Source organism: Williamsia sp. Y721 (assembly GCF_059683565.1).
Window position 1 is genome coordinate 57,932 of sequence record NZ_JCASNH010000001.1, and the last position, 17,294, is coordinate 75,225.

General features: G+C 63.3%; 14 protein-coding genes. 6 read left to right on the forward strand and 8 right to left on the reverse strand.

The genetic code is table 11. The features are described from left to right. Window positions 1-26: 26 nt before the first annotated feature. On the reverse strand, window positions 27-1,568 hold the full coding sequence (locus AC56PL_RS00250) for an MFS transporter (protein WP_495514443.1): 1,542 nt from the start codon (window positions 1,566-1,568) through the stop codon (window positions 27-29). A gap of 156 nt (window positions 1,569-1,724) precedes the next feature. On the opposite strand from AC56PL_RS00250, the gene AC56PL_RS00255 reads away from it, so the two are divergent. Further along, window positions 1,725-2,372 carry a TetR family transcriptional regulator gene (locus AC56PL_RS00255; RefSeq protein WP_495514444.1) on the forward strand — a complete coding sequence of 216 codons (648 nt, stop codon included), beginning with the start codon at window positions 1,725-1,727 and terminating at the stop codon, window positions 2,370-2,372. A 22-nt stretch (window positions 2,373-2,394) separates the two neighbouring features. On the opposite strand, the gene AC56PL_RS00260 is transcribed toward AC56PL_RS00255, so the two are convergent. Beyond that, window positions 2,395-3,327, reverse strand: a complete 933-nt coding sequence (locus AC56PL_RS00260) for an ABC transporter substrate-binding protein (protein ID WP_497153538.1) — start codon at window positions 3,325-3,327, stop codon at window positions 2,395-2,397. Between the two features lie 600 nt (window positions 3,328-3,927). On the opposite strand from AC56PL_RS00260, the gene AC56PL_RS00265 reads away from it, so the two are divergent. Both AC56PL_RS00265 and AC56PL_RS00270 read left to right on the forward strand, forming a co-directional pair. Beyond that, window positions 3,928-5,253, forward strand: coding sequence for an ABC transporter substrate-binding protein (locus tag AC56PL_RS00265; RefSeq protein WP_497152696.1), 1,326 nt, complete (start codon window positions 3,928-3,930; stop codon window positions 5,251-5,253). A gap of 138 nt (window positions 5,254-5,391) precedes the next feature. Next, window positions 5,392-5,778 carry a PPOX class F420-dependent oxidoreductase gene (locus tag AC56PL_RS00270; RefSeq protein ID WP_495514446.1) on the forward strand — a complete coding sequence of 129 codons (387 nt, stop codon included), beginning with the start codon at window positions 5,392-5,394 and terminating at the stop codon, window positions 5,776-5,778. A 25-nt stretch (window positions 5,779-5,803) separates the two neighbouring features. Here the strand turns inward: AC56PL_RS00270 and AC56PL_RS00275 are convergent, their stop codons facing one another. The 5 genes from AC56PL_RS00275 to AC56PL_RS00295 are packed head-to-tail and all read right to left on the reverse strand — an operon-like array spanning window position 5,804 to window position 10,979. Further along, window positions 5,804-6,649, reverse strand: coding sequence for an HpcH/HpaI aldolase/citrate lyase family protein (locus AC56PL_RS00275; RefSeq protein ID WP_497152697.1), 846 nt, complete (start codon window positions 6,647-6,649; stop codon window positions 5,804-5,806). Next, complete coding sequence (locus tag AC56PL_RS00280) at window positions 6,646-7,809, reverse strand: acyl-CoA dehydrogenase family protein (RefSeq protein ID WP_495514448.1); 1,164 nt, start codon at window positions 7,807-7,809, stop codon at window positions 6,646-6,648. The genes AC56PL_RS00275 and AC56PL_RS00280 overlap by 4 nt, the downstream gene beginning before the upstream one ends. A 28-nt stretch (window positions 7,810-7,837) precedes the next feature. Further along, on the reverse strand, window positions 7,838-9,211 hold the full coding sequence (locus AC56PL_RS00285) for an MmgE/PrpD family protein (protein ID WP_497152698.1): 1,374 nt from the start codon (window positions 9,209-9,211) through the stop codon (window positions 7,838-7,840). Further along, window positions 9,208-10,425 (reverse strand): CoA transferase, encoded by a 1,218-nt coding sequence (locus AC56PL_RS00290; RefSeq protein WP_495514450.1) that lies wholly within the window; start codon window positions 10,423-10,425, stop codon window positions 9,208-9,210. The genes AC56PL_RS00285 and AC56PL_RS00290 overlap by 4 nt, the downstream gene beginning before the upstream one ends. Continuing rightward, complete coding sequence (locus AC56PL_RS00295; RefSeq protein WP_495514451.1) at window positions 10,422-10,979, reverse strand: MaoC/PaaZ C-terminal domain-containing protein; 558 nt, start codon at window positions 10,977-10,979, stop codon at window positions 10,422-10,424. The genes AC56PL_RS00290 and AC56PL_RS00295 overlap by 4 nt, the downstream gene beginning before the upstream one ends. 276 nt (window positions 10,980-11,255) lie before the next feature. On the opposite strand from AC56PL_RS00295, the gene AC56PL_RS00300 reads away from it, so the two are divergent. The 3 genes from AC56PL_RS00300 (at window position 11,256) to AC56PL_RS00310 (ending at window position 16,427) form a co-directional block, all read left to right on the forward strand. Beyond that, window positions 11,256-13,334: a hydantoinase/oxoprolinase family protein gene (locus AC56PL_RS00300; protein WP_495514452.1), complete on the forward strand. Its 2,079-nt coding sequence runs from the start codon at window positions 11,256-11,258 to the stop codon at window positions 13,332-13,334. Between the two features lies 1 nt (window position 13,335). Then, the gene (locus tag AC56PL_RS00305) at window positions 13,336-15,156 is read left to right on the forward strand and encodes a hydantoinase B/oxoprolinase family protein (protein ID WP_495514453.1); all 1,821 of its coding nucleotides are present in this window, start codon (window positions 13,336-13,338) and stop codon (window positions 15,154-15,156) included. Window positions 15,157-15,233: 77 nt separating this feature from the next. Next, complete coding sequence (locus tag AC56PL_RS00310; protein ID WP_497152699.1) at window positions 15,234-16,427, forward strand: amidase; 1,194 nt, start codon at window positions 15,234-15,236, stop codon at window positions 16,425-16,427. A 10-nt stretch (window positions 16,428-16,437) separates the two neighbouring features. Here the strand turns inward: AC56PL_RS00310 and AC56PL_RS00315 are convergent, their stop codons facing one another. Continuing rightward, window positions 16,438-17,184: a GntR family transcriptional regulator gene (locus AC56PL_RS00315; protein ID WP_495514455.1), complete on the reverse strand. Its 747-nt coding sequence runs from the start codon at window positions 17,182-17,184 to the stop codon at window positions 16,438-16,440. Window positions 17,185-17,294: the final 110 nt, after the last annotated feature.

Sequence of the window (17,294 nt, forward strand, 5' to 3'; positions counted from 1 at the left end):
GACCCGGTTCTCGGCAGGGAAGGTTCTCAGGCCGCGACAACCGCCGCGTTCTGCGGTTCATCACTCAGAGAGTGACGACCCATTCGGATCATGAAGGTCGAAACCAGGAACGCCAGGACCATGAATCCGGCGCCCCAGTAGAACGCCACGTCGTAGCTGTAGATATTGGCTTCCGTGAAGGCAGCCGGATCGACCGGGACCGGTGCTCCGGTTGCCGGATCCTGAGTCATGGCCGAACCGCTCTGCCCGGAGAAGGCTTGCGCCACAATCGTGCTCAAAAGTGCAACACCGACCGATCCACCCACCTGCTGGGAGGTGTTCAGCAGGGCGCTGGCCACGCCGGAATCAGCTTCCTTGATCCGATGTAGTGCCGTCGACTGGGACGCGACGAACACCAGGCCCATGCCGAAGGCGATGAGGATCTCGCTGGGCAATACGTGCGCCACCCAGCTCGAGTTCGAATCCAACTGTGCCAGAAGGAGAAAGCCTGTTGCGCCGAGTGCCGTGCCGAACATCAGCAGCGGACGGGGTCCGAATCGGGGCAGCAGTGAGCTGGTGAAGCCGGCTGAGATGATGACGGTGATCGGGAACGGCAGGAACAGGACCCCGGCCCACAACGGAGGATGGCCAAGGGTGTTCTGGAAGTAATAACTGAGGAACAGGAACATGGCGAACATGGCCGTCGGGGTGATGAAGGCGACCAGATAGGCGCCGCCACGGCTGATCTCACCGGGAATATGCAGCGGCAGGAGCGGATTGGGGGTGCGGACCTCGATCGTCACGAATGCGGCCAGCAATACTGCGGCAGCGACAAACAGCAGGACGGTCGACGTCGCGCCCCAACCGGATTCGGCGGCCTTGGTGAATCCGTACACCAGACTGATCAGGCCGAGGGTCACGGTGACAGCGCCGGGCAGGTCATATCCGCCGGTCCGTTTGGATGGCCGGTCGCGGATCACCAACAGCACCCCACCGATGGCGGCGATGATGGCGATCGGGGTGTTGATCAGCAGGGTCCAGCGCCACGACAGGTACTCGGTCAGTGCACCACCGGCGATGAGGCCGATGGCTGCTCCACCTCCGGAGACGGCTGCATACACGGCGAAGGCGCGGGCGCGTTCCTTCTGTTCGATGAAGGTGACGGTGATCAGGGACAGGGCTGCCGGTGCGAGGATCGCCGCGAACACGCCTTGGAGGGCGCGCCCGGCGAAGAACGACATCGCGTCCCAGGCAAATCCGGCCATGGCCGAGGATGCGGCGAATCCGGCGAGGCCGATCAGGAACATTCGGCGGCGGCCCAGGTAGTCGGCCATCCGGCCGCCGAGGAGAAGCAGGCCACCGAACATCAGTGTGTAGGCCGTCAGGGCCCACTGGCGATTGGCGTCCGAAATGTCCAAATCGGCTTGGGCATAAGGTAATGCGATGGTCACGATGCTGGCGTCGAGCACCACCATGAGCTGTGCCAGTGCGATGATCACCAGTGCCAACCAGCGGCGCGGGTCGGCGGTCGGGGTGGTTGTTGTGGGGTCGGAGAGTTCTTTGGAGATGGCGGTGTCGGATGAAGCCACGAGATCCTCAAATCTAGAGGGCTGACGAATCGGCATGTAAAGCAACGCAGGACCAATAATGGCAGGCTCAGACAGAAGTCGTCAAGCGACAATATTCGGACACCGTCAAAGGGCAGGGTCTGCGAAAATCCCCCTGTGCGGGGTTATCATGTGGACGTGACACTCGCGGAACCCCGAACGGGCCAGGTCAAGGCCGGTCTTCGGGAACGGAAGAAGCTGCAGACGCGCGATCGACTGATCGCTGCGGCGCTTGAACTATGCGACCAGCAGGGCTTCGAGGCGACCACAGTCGATCAGATCTCGGATGCGGCCGACATCTCGCCGCGCACCTTTAACCGCTATTTCGCCACCAAAGAAGATGTGGTGCTCGCGCCGATCGAAGACATGATCGTGGCGATGGCCGCCTCGCTGGACGCCCAGCCCCGAACGGGGAATGAGATCAAGGCGTTGGTCGACGCGCAGGTGCAGATCCTCGGTGGGCAGTGTCCGGTCGGCGCCGTAGACCTCACCCGATTCGAGACGATGAACCGGATCATCCAGGACGCGCCCTCGGTGAATGCCCGGAGTATCGAACTCGGTGACAAGAAGTTCCGCAGCATCACCGACACGGTTGCTCAGCGAATGGACACCGACACCGACAATCCGCGGGTACGGGTCATCGTGTCGGTGTTCATGTCGCTCATGCACATCTCGCTCGACACCTGGCGATGCGGACGGACCGGCGGGATTGCCGACTCGGCGGTTGCCGCGGAAACACTCAAGGCCACGTACGAGACATTTCGCGAAGTTGCCAGAAACGTCTGAGCCCCAGCCACTCTGAACGAGTCTAGGCGGGGATCTTCGCTGCCGCCGGTCCGATGAGGTCCAGTGCGTAGGGCACCGACAAGATGGTCGGGTTGGCCAGGGCGGACGAGTTGTTGTTGTCCACGAATATCGTTGCGCCGCTTTGCACTGCCGTGCGATCCGCCCAGCCCGGAAGAGCGTTGAATGCCTCGGGGCCGCTGTCCAGTGGCCAGAGGATCAGCAGGTCCGAGTCGAGGAGATCGGTGCGTTCCGGTGAGACGAGGACGCGGCTCTGGCCCGCGGCCACTTCCTTGATCTTCGAGTCGAGAACAAACCCCATGGATGCGAGAAGTTGGGATGTCGGATCGTTCTCGTCGGCGATCAGGCCGATCTGCGCGTCGGGGGACAACTGGCCAAACGAGAAGGTCTTTCCTTGCGCGTCAGGGTATTCCGTCTTGAACGCAGCGACCTGGGCTTCGACGTCGTCGACCATCGTCTGCGCCTGATCCTGCTTGCCGAAGATATTGCCCGTCGTCAGGGTGACGTCTTGCCACGAATCCATGATGGAATCGGTGGCCATCACGGGGATGGTGGGGGCCACCTGGCTGAGCCGTTCGTATTCTTCTTCGCTACCGATGTATCCGGCCAGAATGAGGTCGGGTTCGAAGGCGGCGAGCTGTGGCACGGTGACTGATTCGGTGCCGGTGAAGGCGACGATTTCCGACTCGTGTTCCGGGGTCCACTCGAATAGGTTGTTCTCGCCCGCGTAACCCTCCATCACGTACTCCGCAGCGATCGGAATGTCCATCGCGACCAGTGCATCGGTCCAGGCGCCGGCCATGGTCACCACAACCTGCGGCTCGGTATCGATTGTGGTGGAACCGTATTGGTGTTCGATGGTGATCGACTCGAAGCTTCCGTTGCTGGAGTTCTCCTCGTCGGGGGAACTGCAGCCCACGAGAATCAGTGATGCCATTGTTGCCACGCCGCCGATGATTTGAACTCGACGTGAGATCCGACCCATTTCCACCCCTCCACCAGTCCCGCTGTGCGGTTAGGCGAGCCTAACGAGTGGACTTTGGGAGATCAAGGTCCGGCAGGGTCTTTTTCTGGCCGCCTCGATCGGTTGGTCGGGGATCTGGACATTAACTTGACCGCATCGTATGGTTATTCTTGTGACCTACATCACCGACACGGCGTCGGGGCGCGCTCGGGGGTGTTCGCAGATCTGCGATATCACGCCTTCTCTGCTTCCGCCGACGCCAGTTTGACGCACCCGAGGGTTGTCGCCTCGATCTCCTATCAACCTGAGAGGTCAACCATGTCTGCGCACAGGCATTTTCGAAGAGTTGCCACAGCAATATTGTCTGTTGCCCTGTTCCTGTTCGTCGCCGCTTGCGGCGGTGAAAGCGGTAGCACCGCGGGAACGGGTGCCCGGGAAGAAGTAGGGGATCCGGTATCCGGCGGAACGGCGAGGGTATTGCAGGTCGGTGAGCCACGGTCTCTTGATCCGGGGGCATTGTCGAATACCTATGCCCATCAACCGGTATTGGGCAATGCCCTTTACGGGACGTTGATGATCAACAATATTGAGACGCTTGAGATCGAATACAAGATGGCCACCGATTTCTCCTCCACCGACAATGGCGCCACATTCACGCTGTCGTTGCAACCCGGACTGACGTTCACCGATGGCACCCCCCTGGACGCCGAGGCGGTCAAGTTCAACTGGGATCGGCTGCGCGACCCGGCTCTTGGCTCGACATCGATCCGGCAGGCAACGCAAGTCGCCAACAACGAGGTGATAGATCCGACCACCCTGAAAGTCACCCTGGTCGCACCGAACCAACAGTTTGCTCAGTCCCTGGTGGCCGGCGCACTCAATTGGATTGCTTCTCCCACCGCCCTGCAAAAAGGACCGGCGGCCTTTGATGACAGTCCGGTCGGCGCCGGTCCGTTCACGCTGACCAAATGGACTCGCCAAGATGCGATCGAATTGGAAAAGAATCCGGAGTTCTGGGATGCGCCCAAACCGTACCTGGACAATCTCACCATCAAGACGGTGGCGGATAGCAACCAGCGACTCAATGCCATCATGACCGGTGGGGCAGAGCTGTCCTCGGAGTCGAGCATGGCCAGCATCAACAAGGCGGAAGCGGCAGGCTTCCGGTCCGAGATCGTGCCGACCGGTGGTGGGCAACTCATCGGAATGAATCAGCGGAGCGCCCCGTTCGACGACGTGCGGGCCCGCCGCGCCGTCCAGTTGGCCATGGACACAGACGGATTGAACACCGTCGTCTTCAACGGCGAAGGTGTGGTCCCGCAGACCCTGTTCGCGGAAGAATCCCCCTTCTTCGCCGATATCGCGCTTCAGGACTCGAACAAGGCAGAGGCTCAGAAGTTGTTCGACGAGCTGGCCGCCGAGGGTAAGCCGGTCTCGTTCACATTCCTGTCCTATCCGGTTCCTGAGACCCGGGTGCTCGCCGAAGGATTGCAGGCACAGCTGAGCACGTACAAGAATGTTGACGTCAAGGTCGAAGTACTCGACTTCGCGACCCTCACCGCACGTGCGGGGCAACGTGATTTCGAAATGATCGTCACCTCTGCGATCATCCAGGATCCCGATTTCCCACTCTGGACTGCTTTTCACTCCAAGTCACCGGGCAACTTTGTGGGCACCGACGATCCTGAGCTCGACAAGGCACTCGACGCCGGCCGAATCGCCGAGTCTGATTCCGAGCGCAAGGCCGCATATGACATCGTGCAGGAGCGTTTAGTGGCGATAGTGCCCGGGATCTGGTACGCGCAGGCGGTACCCTCGGTCATCTACGGTGAAAACGTAAACGGCGTCGATCTCTACACCCTGGGATCGCCTCTGCCCGAGGATATCTGGATGAGTTGACACCTGCGCCTGCGGGGTGGCCGCAGGCGAACGGATGACGAGTTCGGGATGTCGGTGAGGGCCATGGCCCTCACCGACATCTTCTGCGAAAGCAATGGTGCGTAGCATCGGTGGCATCGGCTGATCAGGAAGGTTCACATGACTGCACCATTCGGGCAGGCAGGTACCGCAAAGTACGTGCAACTGACCACGTTTCGCAAAGACGGCACTCCGGTGGCCACACCCATCTGGGCCGCGCTCGACGGCGACGAGTTGTTGATGTGGACCGCCACCGACTCCTGGAAGGTCAAACGGCTACGCCGCAATCCTGCGGTGATCGTGCAGGCCTGCGACGCTCGCGGCAAAAAGACTTTCGGTGAACCGGTCCGCGGCACCGGCACGGTCCTGGACGAGGCCGGTACCGACCGGGTCCGCAAAGTCGTGATCAAGAAATACGGGATCCTCGGCTGGATCACCGTGAAGGCCAGCCTGCTACGACGTGGTAAGGGTGGGACCGTAGGTCTGTCGATCACTGCTGAGCGCTGAAGGCCCCCGGGTCAGATCACATCGGTCAGTTCGAGGCCCGTTCGAGAACTCGCCGAGCCGACCGTGCGACAGCCTCGTCGATCAGGTTCCCGTTGGCATCTGTTGCGACACCACTGTCGGCAGTCTCCAATGTCTGCACGATCGCGGCCGCCGCATCGACGTCGCGCTGCGACGGGGTGTTCACGGTGTGAACGGTCGCGATCTGTGTGGGATGGATGCAGGCGCGCCCGAAGAATCCGAGCCGGCGTAGCCGACGGGTCTCGTCGGCAAACGCGTCGGTATCCCGGATGTTCGGGGACGCCGCCCCGAGCGGTGACGAGATCTGCGCCGCCACCGACGCCACCACAACCCGCGATCGCGCCCACAGCAGTTCCTCGCCGGTCGGGCTGGGTTCCAGATCCAGGTCAGCGGCCAGATCGACCTCACCGATCTGCAGGAACGCCACCCGCGGTGCAGCCGCGATGGCCGGAGCATCGAGAACGCCCTGAGCGGTCTCCAACAGGGGAGACACCGCCAGCGGCATCCGCTTGTATTCGTTTTCCAACCGGACCAGGTCATAGTCCAGCAGGACCAGGGCCTGCACCTCGTCACATTTCGGCACGAAGACGCCGTCTGCACCTGCTCGGACTGCCATCGCGACGTCGTCGGCCTGACGGTCCCCGGCATTGACGCGGATCCAGATCGGGCGGGGATGGGACTCGACACCGGACAGCCAGCGCTCGACCTCTTCCGAAGCCTGCTGCTTGTCGGCCGCTGCGACTGCATCTTCGAGATCGAGGACTATCGCGTCGGCGCCGGATCCCAGTGCTTTGTCGAACCTGTCGGGTCTGTTGCCCGGAACGTAGAGATACGACCGTGCGGTTGTGGTCATCCGATGGATCCGTGGCCTGCGACGAGTGCCTTGGCGATGACGGTACGCATGATGTCGTTGGTGCCCTCACCGATCGACATCAGCGGGGCGTCGCGGTAGTAGCGTTCGACGTTGAATTCGGTGGAGTAGCCGTAGCCGCCGTGGACGCGCATCGCTTCGAGGCTGGCGGTGATGGCGGTTTCGGAGGCGAAGTACTTGGCCATGCCGGCCTCCATGTCGATCCGCGCTCCGGAGTCGGCTTTGGATGCGGCCCAGTAGGTCATCAGGCGCGCGGCCTGGAGCTGGGTGGCGATGTCGGCGAGTTTGAGCTGGATGGCCTGGAAGTCGGCGATCGGCTTACCGAATGCGGTGCGTTCGCGGGCGTAGGTGAGCGCGGCGTCGTAGGAGGCCTGCGCGATGCCGACGCTGCGTCCGGCGATGTTGAGGCGGCCGATCTCCAGGCCGGACAGTGCCTGCTGCAGGCCGCGACCCTCGACCCCGCCGAGGAGGGCATCTTCGGGGACCCGGACGTTGTCGAGCAGGATCTCGCACGACTCGGTGCCCTTGTACCCGAGCTTGCCCATATCACGTTGGACTTCAAAGCCTTTGGACGTGGTGTCGATGAGCAGCAGGCTCATCCCCTTGTGCGCGGGCGTGGTGGACGGATCGGTTTTCACCAGGACCGGCAACACGTCGGCATGGCGGGCGTTGGTGATCCAGGTCTTCATTCCGCGCACGACGTAGTGGTCACCGTCTTTGGTTGCGGTGGTGGTGATGCCCTGCAGGTCGGTGCCTGCACCGGGCTCGGTCAGGCCGATGCCGGTGCGGCATTCACCGGAGGCGAGCTTCGGTAGCCACTGTTGCTTCTGCGCTTCGGTGCCGTGTTTGGCGATCATCCAGCACGACAGGTTATGGCTGCCGAGGATGCCTGCGATACCCATCCAGCCGCGGGCGATCTCTTCGTAGACCAGTGTGAACGAGACCATGTCCAGGGCCAGGCCGCCGTACTCCTCGGGGGTGGTGATCCCGAAAAGTCCCATGGCTTTGAGGTGTTCGACGATTTCGGTGGGGTAGCGGCCGGAGCGCTCCCACTCGTTGGCGACCGGTGCGATCTCCTTGTCGACAAGCTGACGCAATGCGGCCCGGAAGTCGTTCTGTTCCTGGGTGAAGGTGAAGTCCATGGTGCTCCTGGTCTGAAAGAAGTTGTGGTCAGCCGAGATCGGTGACGATGTCGGCGGCCAGCGTTGTCAGGGTGTGCAATGACGGTGCGTCGTCGAGGTGAAGCAGGAACTCGGCCAGTTCGGTTGCGGCCGAGTGATTGCCGCAGTTCTGGACGAACTTCGCGATGAGGTCGGCGTCGGAGATCGGAACTGCCGTGGTGCCGCGACTGCCGACTACGTCACCGATGAGCGTGGTGCCGTCGGTGAGATGAATTTCGGCGTGGCCCGGTGCGTCGGCGGCCGGACCGGTGGCAGAGGTGGTCCGGACAACCACTTTCGCGGCGGTCTGGAGTACCTCTGCTCGGCGGATCGCGGCATCAGAATACGAGTAGAGGGTGACGCTGCCGTCGTGGATCAGGGACGCAGCGCTCCACAGAAGGTCGAACTTCGCGTCGTAAATCGTTCGGGGTGAACGCTTCCCGGCCTCGGGTGGGCAGACGATGGGGACGCTGTCGGGATGGACGTGCAGGACAATCGACTCGATGGAACCGGGATCGACGGGTCGGTCGCCGAGTGCGGCGGTCACCGCGTCGAGGGAGACGTGCATCAATTGGCAACTCGGGTAGGGCTTGATCCCGATGTTGCCTGCCTGCCAGATGACACCCAGGTCGCCGATGAGTGCGTCGGTGTCCGGCGCCCGGCCGGCCAGTGCCGCGAAGAGGCCACGCGGACCTTCGAGTACCGAAGCCGGTCCGGTGACACCCTGTGCCGCCAACCGGGCTGCCAAGATGCCATTGAGATTGGCCGAGCCCGGGTGCACGATCTTGGTGTTGTCACCGGTTTCGAGGAACTCCAGAAGACCACTGGCCGACGAGCCGGCGATCCCGAGGGCGTCGGCTGTTCTGGCCCCGGAGAACACATGTAGCCGAGCGGCCGTGACAGCCGAGGCCAGCGGTCCGACCATGCCGGTGGCGTGTAGACCTCTGGCATGGAACGCATGTGGCGCCGCCGCACCGATTCGGCAGGCGAGCTCGAGTCCCACCGTCACTGCGGTGAGTACCTCGGTGCCAGAGGAGGAGAGTTGTTCTCCAACGGCCAGGGCGGTTGGGGCGACCACCACTGTGGGATGGACAAGTGCTCCGGCGTGGGTGTCGTCGAAATCCAAGGCGTGCATCAGGACTCCGCCTGCGAACGCGGCCGCAGGCGCGGAGATCGCGGTCCGGTCTCCGAGTGGATGCGCCTGCGGCGGTCCGCCGAGTTCTCGGGCGACGGTCAGGCCGGCGTCACCGTCGCCGAATTTCCTTGCGGCGATGCCATTTCCGACCCCGTCCATCAGATGCCTGGCGGCCTCGTGCCGAACCTCGACGGGTATGTCGGAGTGCCCGAGGCCGGCAGCCCAATCGGCCAGTTGTTGGCCGATCATCGCGATGCGATCTCGGTGTCCGGGCCGAAAGCACCCGCCTTGCCCAGTTCGGCGATGCGTTCGGGGGTGTAACCGGGGAGCTCGGCGAGGACGTCGGCGGAATGCTCACCACGCAGCGGCGCCCGGCGATGCTGGATCTCGTCGGTTCCGAACCGAACCGGTGAGACAACCTGCTCGATCTCACCCCAGACCGGATGTTCGGTTTTCGCGATGAGTCCACGCGCGATGGTGTGCGGTTCCCGTAGGGCCTGGGCGACATCGTTGATCGGTCCGCTGGGCACGCCGGCGGGTGTGAGCAGCGAGAGCCAGTGGTCCACGGTGTTCTCGGCAAAGCGCTTCTCGAGGACGGGCAGCAGATCGTCTTTGAATTCGCCTCGGGTGGTGAAGGATTCGAACCGCGGGTCGGCGCCGAGTTCGGGTAGGTCGATGGCCTCGATGAGCCGGGTCCAGAACTTCTCCTTGGCGCAGCCAACGACGAGCCAGCCGTCGGAGGCCTCGAATGCCTGGAATGGCACTAGCGATGGGTGCGCGGAGTTCTTGGTGCGGGCCGGCTCGTAGCCGGCGTTCAGATGCCACGTGGCGGGATAGGTGAGCATCGAGATCGCGGTGTCGTAGAGCGAGAGATCGCAGTCGCCGCCGACGCCGTCGCGGCGGGCGGCGTGCAACCCGACCATCAGGCTGAGCGCGGCGATGTATCCGCCGCAGAAGTCGACAAGGGAGAGCCCGGATTTGGTGGGTGGGCCGTCGGGGTCGCCGGTCAGGCTCATCCAGCCGGCGAGGCCTTGCAGGATGTAGTCGTAGCCGGGTTCGTTGGCGCGGGGGCCGGTCATGCCGAAGCCGGTCAGGCTGCAGCAGACGATGGCCGGGTTGAGGTGTTTGAGGTCCTCGTAGCGGATCCGCAACTTGGCCGGGACGTCGCCGCGCAGGTTCGAGTAGACCGCATCGCTGGTGCGCACGAGGTCTTCGAAGACCGCTCGGCCGGCATCGGTCGACAGGTCGAGCGAGATGCTGCGCTTGTTGCGGTTGAAGGTCTCGAAGAACAGCGAGTCCTCGCCCTTGTTGTACGGCGGGACGTAACGGCCGACATCGCCGCCGACGTTCGGGTCCTCGATCTTGACGATGTCGGCGCCCATGTCGGCCAGGTGGACACTGCCGAACGGACCCGCGCCGTACTGCTCGAGCGAGATGATGCGGACGTCTTCGAGTGGTTTCACTGAGTTCCCTCGTTCTTCACTGCTTCGGCGAGTGAGGTCAACGATTCCCCTTCGACCTCGGGGAAGTAGTTCTGCCCGATGCCGCTCTCGCGGGTGGCAACCATGACCGAGCGTTTCCAACTGATGATGATCTTGCCGTCCTGGTTCACACCGCGGGTGATCATCGAGACAACGCCGGCGTACGGGCGGCTCTTCGATTTGTGCAGGCCGGTGCAGACGGATTCCGCGTACAGGGTGTCGCCGACGTACACCGGATGCTGGAGTTTGACGTCGGTGAACTCCATGTTGGCCACGGCGTTCTGGCTCATGTCGATGACCGACAATCCGAGCACCACGGCGATGGTCAATCCGGAGTTGACGATGATCTGGCCGCCGGTGATCGGATTCTGTGCAGCCAGGTGGCTGTTGAAGTGGTTCTGGTTCGTGTTCATCGACAGGCAGGTGATCCATGCGTTGTCGGTCTCGGTGATCGTTCGCCCGAGTGGGTGCTGGTACACGTCCCCGATCTCGTAATCCTCGAAGAATCGACCCAGGGTTGCGGGATGGACCGTCACGTTGCCTCCTCATTTGCGGGCATGGGACCGAGCGCGGTCCGCCGTACCGAGCTAAACATCAGAGGTATGTGGCCGTCAAGGTGGAGATCCTGGCAATTTCCGACGAATTTGGCGTCGACACTGGCGAAAAGTTCCGAGGTATTGCAGGATGTGGACCAGAGACCGGCATGGCCGAGGTCACAGTGGCTTCGGTTTCGGACTCTTGTTCGCAATGTGAGACGAGACCGAATCCAGCCCCGGCGTGGTCGGTGACAGCAGTTGAGAGAATGGATTTCCATGAAACGTATTGGAGTGGATGTCGGTGGCACGTTCACCGACCTCGTGCTGTGGGACGACGACGGAAACGTCACCGTGCACAAGACGCCGTCGACCAACCACGATCCCTCGATCGGGACCATGGACGGTATCGAGGTGCTCGCCAAGCGCGCGGGGCTCGTCCCGTCCGACATCGAGATGTTCTTTCACGGCACCACCGTGGCGACCAATATCGTTCTCGAGCACAACGGCAGTGACGTCGGCATGATCACCACCGACGGCTTCCGGGACATCCTGCACATCGCCCGCAAGAAGCGGCCCCTGAACTACTCGAACTACCAGGATCTGCCGTGGCAGAAGTGGCAGCTCGTGCCGCGCCGCAACCGGCGCACGGTTGCCGAGCGGATCGACGCCGCAGGCAACATCCTGACGCCGCTCGACGAGGACGCCGTCCGCCGCGAGGTGCAGCTCCTGCGCGAACGCGGTGTCGAGGCGATCGCGGTCGCATTCCTGCACGCGTACCGCAACCCGGTGCACGAGCAGCGCGTCAAGGAGATCATCACCGAGGAGTACCCGGGAGTGTTCATCTCGCTCTCGAGTGAGGTCGCCTCGCAGTACCGCGAATACGAGCGGTTCTCCACCACCGCACTCAACGCATTTGTGGGTCCCAAGACCTCGACCTACATCGCGAATCTCGCCGCCAAGGCGAAGGCCGCACAGGTGGGCGAAGACGTGCACCTGATGACGTCGGCGGGAGGCCTGGTCACGTCGCGGAGTGCCAGTGACATCCCGGTGTCGCTGCTGACCAGCGGCGTCATCGCCGGACTTCTCGGCGGTTGCGCGATCGGCAAGGCCTCCGGCTTCCCGAGCGTCATCACCCTCGACGTCGGTGGCACCTCCGCCGACATCGGCGTCGCACCCGACGGCAAGCTGCGCATGAAGCACCTGCTCGACACCCAGGTCGGTGACTACCACGCGATGGTCCCGATGGCCGAGGTCGACACCATCGGAGCAGGCGGCGGATCGATCGCCACCATCGACGAGGGCGGCATGTTCCGGGTCGGCCCCCGCAGCGCAGGCGCCGTGCCCGGGCCCGCCTGCTACAACCGTGGCGGCACCGAGCCCACGTCCACCGACGCGATGGTCGTCATGGGCTGGCTGCGCGAGGACAGCTTCCTGTCCGGGACCATGGAGGTCAAGCCGGAGCTGGCCACCGAAGCGGTCAAGACGCATATCGCCGACAAGCTCGGCTCCGACGTCGAACACGCCGCGATGGGCATCTTCAAGATCCTGGCGCATTCGATGACCGAGGCCATCAGCCTGCACTCGGTGCGCAAAGGCTATGACCCACGGGACTTCTCGCTGATCGCCGAAGGTGGCGCCGGACCGCTGTACGCATGGCAGATCGCCGACCAGCTCGGCATCCCCCGCGTGATCATCCCCGGCCACCCCGGAATCACCTCCGCGGTGGGCCTGTTGACCACCGACATTCGCTACGAGGTGCCGACCACGGTCTGGACGTCCTCGGACGAGCCTGATCTCGAGCTGATCCGCACCCAGATGAACCGCCTGGCGACCGACGCGGTGGCCCAGCTGAAGGCCGATGGCATCAGCGACGACGACATCTCACTGGAACGCAGCGTCGACTGCCGTTATGTCGGACAGGGTTACGAGCTTCGCGTCAACGCCCCCGACGGCGACATCGACGAGGCGTGGGTGAAAGCGACGGCCGAAGCGTTCCACGAGGCGCACGGACGTACCTACTCGCAGCGGTTCGACGACAAGGCAGTTCAGCTGGTCAACATTCGCGTGACCGGCGTGGGTGCGGTCGAGCACGTCCGTATCGCCGAGATCGAAAAGGGTGACGCCGACGCGAGTTCCGCGATCGCGACCACCACCAGGGCGCTGTTCTGGAAGTCGGAAAACGCCGACCCGGAATGGGTGCAGACACCCATCTACGAACGTGAATTGCTGAAGGCCGGCAACGTGTTCGAGGGTCCGGCGATCGTGCAACAGTTCGACTCGACGACCATCGTCGGCATCGGCCAGCGGGCCACCGTCGACGCCGTCGGCCACATCATCATCGAGAGGAACTCCTGACATGGCCAAGACCCTGATGCCCAAAACCGGTGTCTCGCTGGCAGCGGAGGGCCACCGCACCTGGAACGATGTCGAGGTCGACCCGATCACATTGCGCGTGATCGGCGGTGCCCTGAACTCGATGGCCAAGGAAATGGCCCAGGTGCTCTACCGGATGGCGTACTCCAGCCTGATCCGGGAATCCGAAGACCTCGGTGCCGGCATCTTCGATGTCAACGGCCGTGAACTGTGCGAGTCGGATTCGACTCCGATGCACTGTGGTTCGATCCCCGCGTACATCCGGGGCATCAACCGCAAACTTGCCGGCACTTACAACCCGGGTGATGTTGTGCTGCACAACCATCCGTATCACGGTGCGGCGCACTCACCGGACTACGGTGTGGTGATCCCGATCTTCTGGGAGGGCCAGCACATCGGCTTCGCCGGCTGCACCGGGCACGTCTCGGATATCGGCGGCAACTTCCCGGGCCTGTGCATGGACGTCGTGGACGTCTGGGCCGAGGGCAAGCTCATGGATTCGATGAAGATCTATGACGCCGGCGTCCGCAACGAGATGCTGATCCAGCACATCCTGGACAACGTCCGCACCCCCGAGCAGAACCGCGGCGACCTCGAAGCGCTGATCGCGTGCTCGCGCATCGGTGAGAAGCGTTTTGTCGAACTGTTGGAGAAGTACGGCCTCGACATCGTGATGAGCGCGGCCGAGCGGTGGATGGACTATTCAGAGTCCATGCTGCGCGCCAAGATTCGCGAGATCCCGGATGGCAGCTACGAGGCCCCGGTCGGCTACCTCGACGATGACGGCAAGAACCGCGGCGAGCCGGTGGCGGTTGCCGTTCGCGTGCAGGTCGACGGCGACAACGTCCTCATCGACCTGACCGGGTCCAACCCCCAGGTCCCCACGGCCTTCAACGTTCCGTTCGAGGGTTCGGTACTGCCGGTGGCGGTCAGCGCGATCCGGACCATCCTCCTCGACGAGGAACTCACCGAGGAGTTCGTGCCCCAGAACGACGGTTGCTTCCGGCCGGTGAAGGCCTACGCACCCGAAGGCACGATCTTCAACCCGGACTTCCCGGCATCGTGTTTTGCGCGGTTCTCTCAGGTCAACCGGATCTTCGACTCGATCAACCTCGCACTGGCGCCGGTACTTCCGGACCGGGCGATCGCCGGTTCGTCGGCGGCGCTGTGTGCCATCGCGTATTCGGGTGTGGCCGCCGACGGTGAGTCGTACTGGGTCTACATCGAGATCAACGAGGGCTCCTACGGTGCGCGTAACGGCAAGGACGGGATGGACGCCGTCGACACGTTGATGGCGAACACCCGTAACAACCCGATCGAGGAACTCGAGCTCAATCACGCGATGCGTGCAGAGCGCTACGAGCTCCGCGATGAGGCCCCGGCGCCGGGTAAATGGCGCGGTGGCATCGGCAGCGTCCGTACCTGGCTGATGGAGACCGACACCTTCCTCGGCTCGGAGGCGGACAACCGCAACGACCCACCGGCCGGAGCCCTGGGCGGCTTCAACGGAACATCCGGATCGTTCACCCGTAACCCGGGCACCGATCGGGAAGAAGTGTTGTACTCCAAGGTCACCCAGGAAGTCATCCGGGCCGGGGAAACCCTGGAGATCAAGATGCCCTCGGGTGGCGGATTCGGTGATCCTTTCGAGCGGGACGCCTTTGCGGTGTTGTCGGACGTCTGGGACGAGTACCTGACGGCCGAAGACGCACGTCGTGACTACGGCGTCGTCGTCGACACCGACAAGTGGATTGTCAACGACGCCGAGACCGCGAAACTGCGTGGCGCCAAGGTGGCGAGCTGAATCTCTCGCAGGGCGGTGCCGGCGATGAAGCCGGCACCGCCCGCGAAGCCCGAGACGTCGATGACACCGTCAATTCGGTGATCACCTGGGTTGATCCGACTCCTGCGGTCACCGGGCCACTGGCAGGTGTTCGTATCGGCGTCAAGGACAACATCGAGATCGCCGGTGTCCGTTCGACCTGCGCGTCAGCGTTTTTCGCCGAGCGGGTTGCGGCGCGCGACGCCTCGGTGGTGCAGCGTCTGCGCGCGGCAGGCGCCCAGATCACCGCCACGTTGAACATGGCGGAGTTCGCCGTCGGGGTGACGTCGCAGAATTCGGCAGCGGGTGGCCCGCGTAATCCGTGGGACCCGAGCAGGGTTCCGGGCGGTTCGAGTGGCGGCTCCGCAGCTGCGGTGGCCGCGGGGCTTGTCGATGTGGCGCTCGGGACCGACACCGGCGGTTCGATCCGACTGCCCGCGTCGGCATGTGGCGTGGTCGGACTACGGCCATCGCTCGGCCTCATCGACACCGCCGGCATCTTTCCGGTCAGTTCGTCATTCGACACCGTTGGACCGCTGGCCCGGTCGGTGGAGCAGGTCAAGGCGGTCTTCGACGTGCTGGCGCCGACCCCGAATGTTGCCATGCCGGACGGTCTGCGGATCGCGATGCCGATTCCGTTCATCACCGACGACGTCGATCCGGCGATCCTGGCGGCGGTCGCCGATACCGGCCGGATGTTGGAAGACATGGGACACAGCGTCATTCATGACCCGCTCGCGGGTATGGAAGATGCGCAGGACATCGTCTACACGATCATCTACGCCGACCTCGCCGACCTGCATCGGACTCGGTTGCGCGATCACCCGGAGCTGTTTCAGGAGGCGACTCGCGCGCGAATCTCGCAGGGGCTGACGATCTCGGCGGCGACCAAGGAAGAGGCTCTCGGGCGACGGGATCTTTTCCGCGCCAGAATGCGCGAGTACTTCACCGGCATCGATGTTGTTCTCACGCCGACACTTCCGGTCGATGTTCCACACATCGCAGGTGGAGACGACGTGATCGCACAGTCTCGTCGGATGGGTCAACTGAGCTATCCGTGGTCGCTGCACGACGGGCCGACACTGAGTGTTCCGGTCGGCTTTCATCCCACTTCGGGTATGCCCATCGGCGCGCAACTCACCGCTGCGCGCAGCGGTGAAAAGTTGCTGTTCGCGGTGGCACAGGTTCTTCAGGATCAGATCGCATGGCAGCGAAAAGTTCCGCCGCTCAATGTGTTCAGCATCAACGAGTAGGCAATCAGCATCAACGAGTAGGCCGATCGGGATCGGTGAGCAGAAGGTCCATCTGCTTGTAGGCATCGCCGAGGTGATCGAGATGACGTCGCATGAGGTTCATCGTGGTGATCGAGTCGCGTCGCTCGAATGAATCAAGAATCGCGCCGTGATCGTCGGCGACACAGGTGAAGAACCCCTCGGGGGCCGATTCTCGCCCGAATCGGCTTCCGAGGACCCGGAACACGGGTGCGGTGACCAGCTCGAGGAGCGGATTGTTCGCTGCGCGCAGCAGCACCAGGTGAAAACCCTGGTTTTTTTCGTATGTCTCCGGGCCGATGGTGCCGGACGGGTCGAAGATGGTGGCGCGTAGTTCGTCCAGCTGCGCTTCGGTGTGCCGGTAGGCCGCGACGCCTGCGGCAGGCACCTCGATGAGCTGACGCACCTCCATCAGCTGATCGACGGTCACCGCCGATGCAGCGGTCAGAAGGGTGACGCCGGTTTCGATGTGCGCGCTGATGTGACCGATGCTGGGGACCGATACGAAGGTTCCGCCGGTGACCCCGCGGGTGGTGTGGACCAGATTCTGGCTGGCCAGGGACCGAATTGCCTCGCGGACGGTGCTCTGGCCGACCCCGTATTCGCTGCGCAGCTCGGCTTCGGTCGGCAGGCGTGCGCCGGGCTGTAGTTCACCCGAGATGATGCGCTTGCGGATCGCGTTTGCCAGCACCGCGTACGCAGGATCCGCTGAACGCTGAAGGTCCTCTGGCACAATCACTTCCGATCATTGATCGAGCACTGCTTTACTTGATCAGCTTAGCCGAGTCATGCGTCGTCAAAGGCACTCGACGTTGCCGGGTTGCAGCATGCCAACGGTGGCGAGAACTG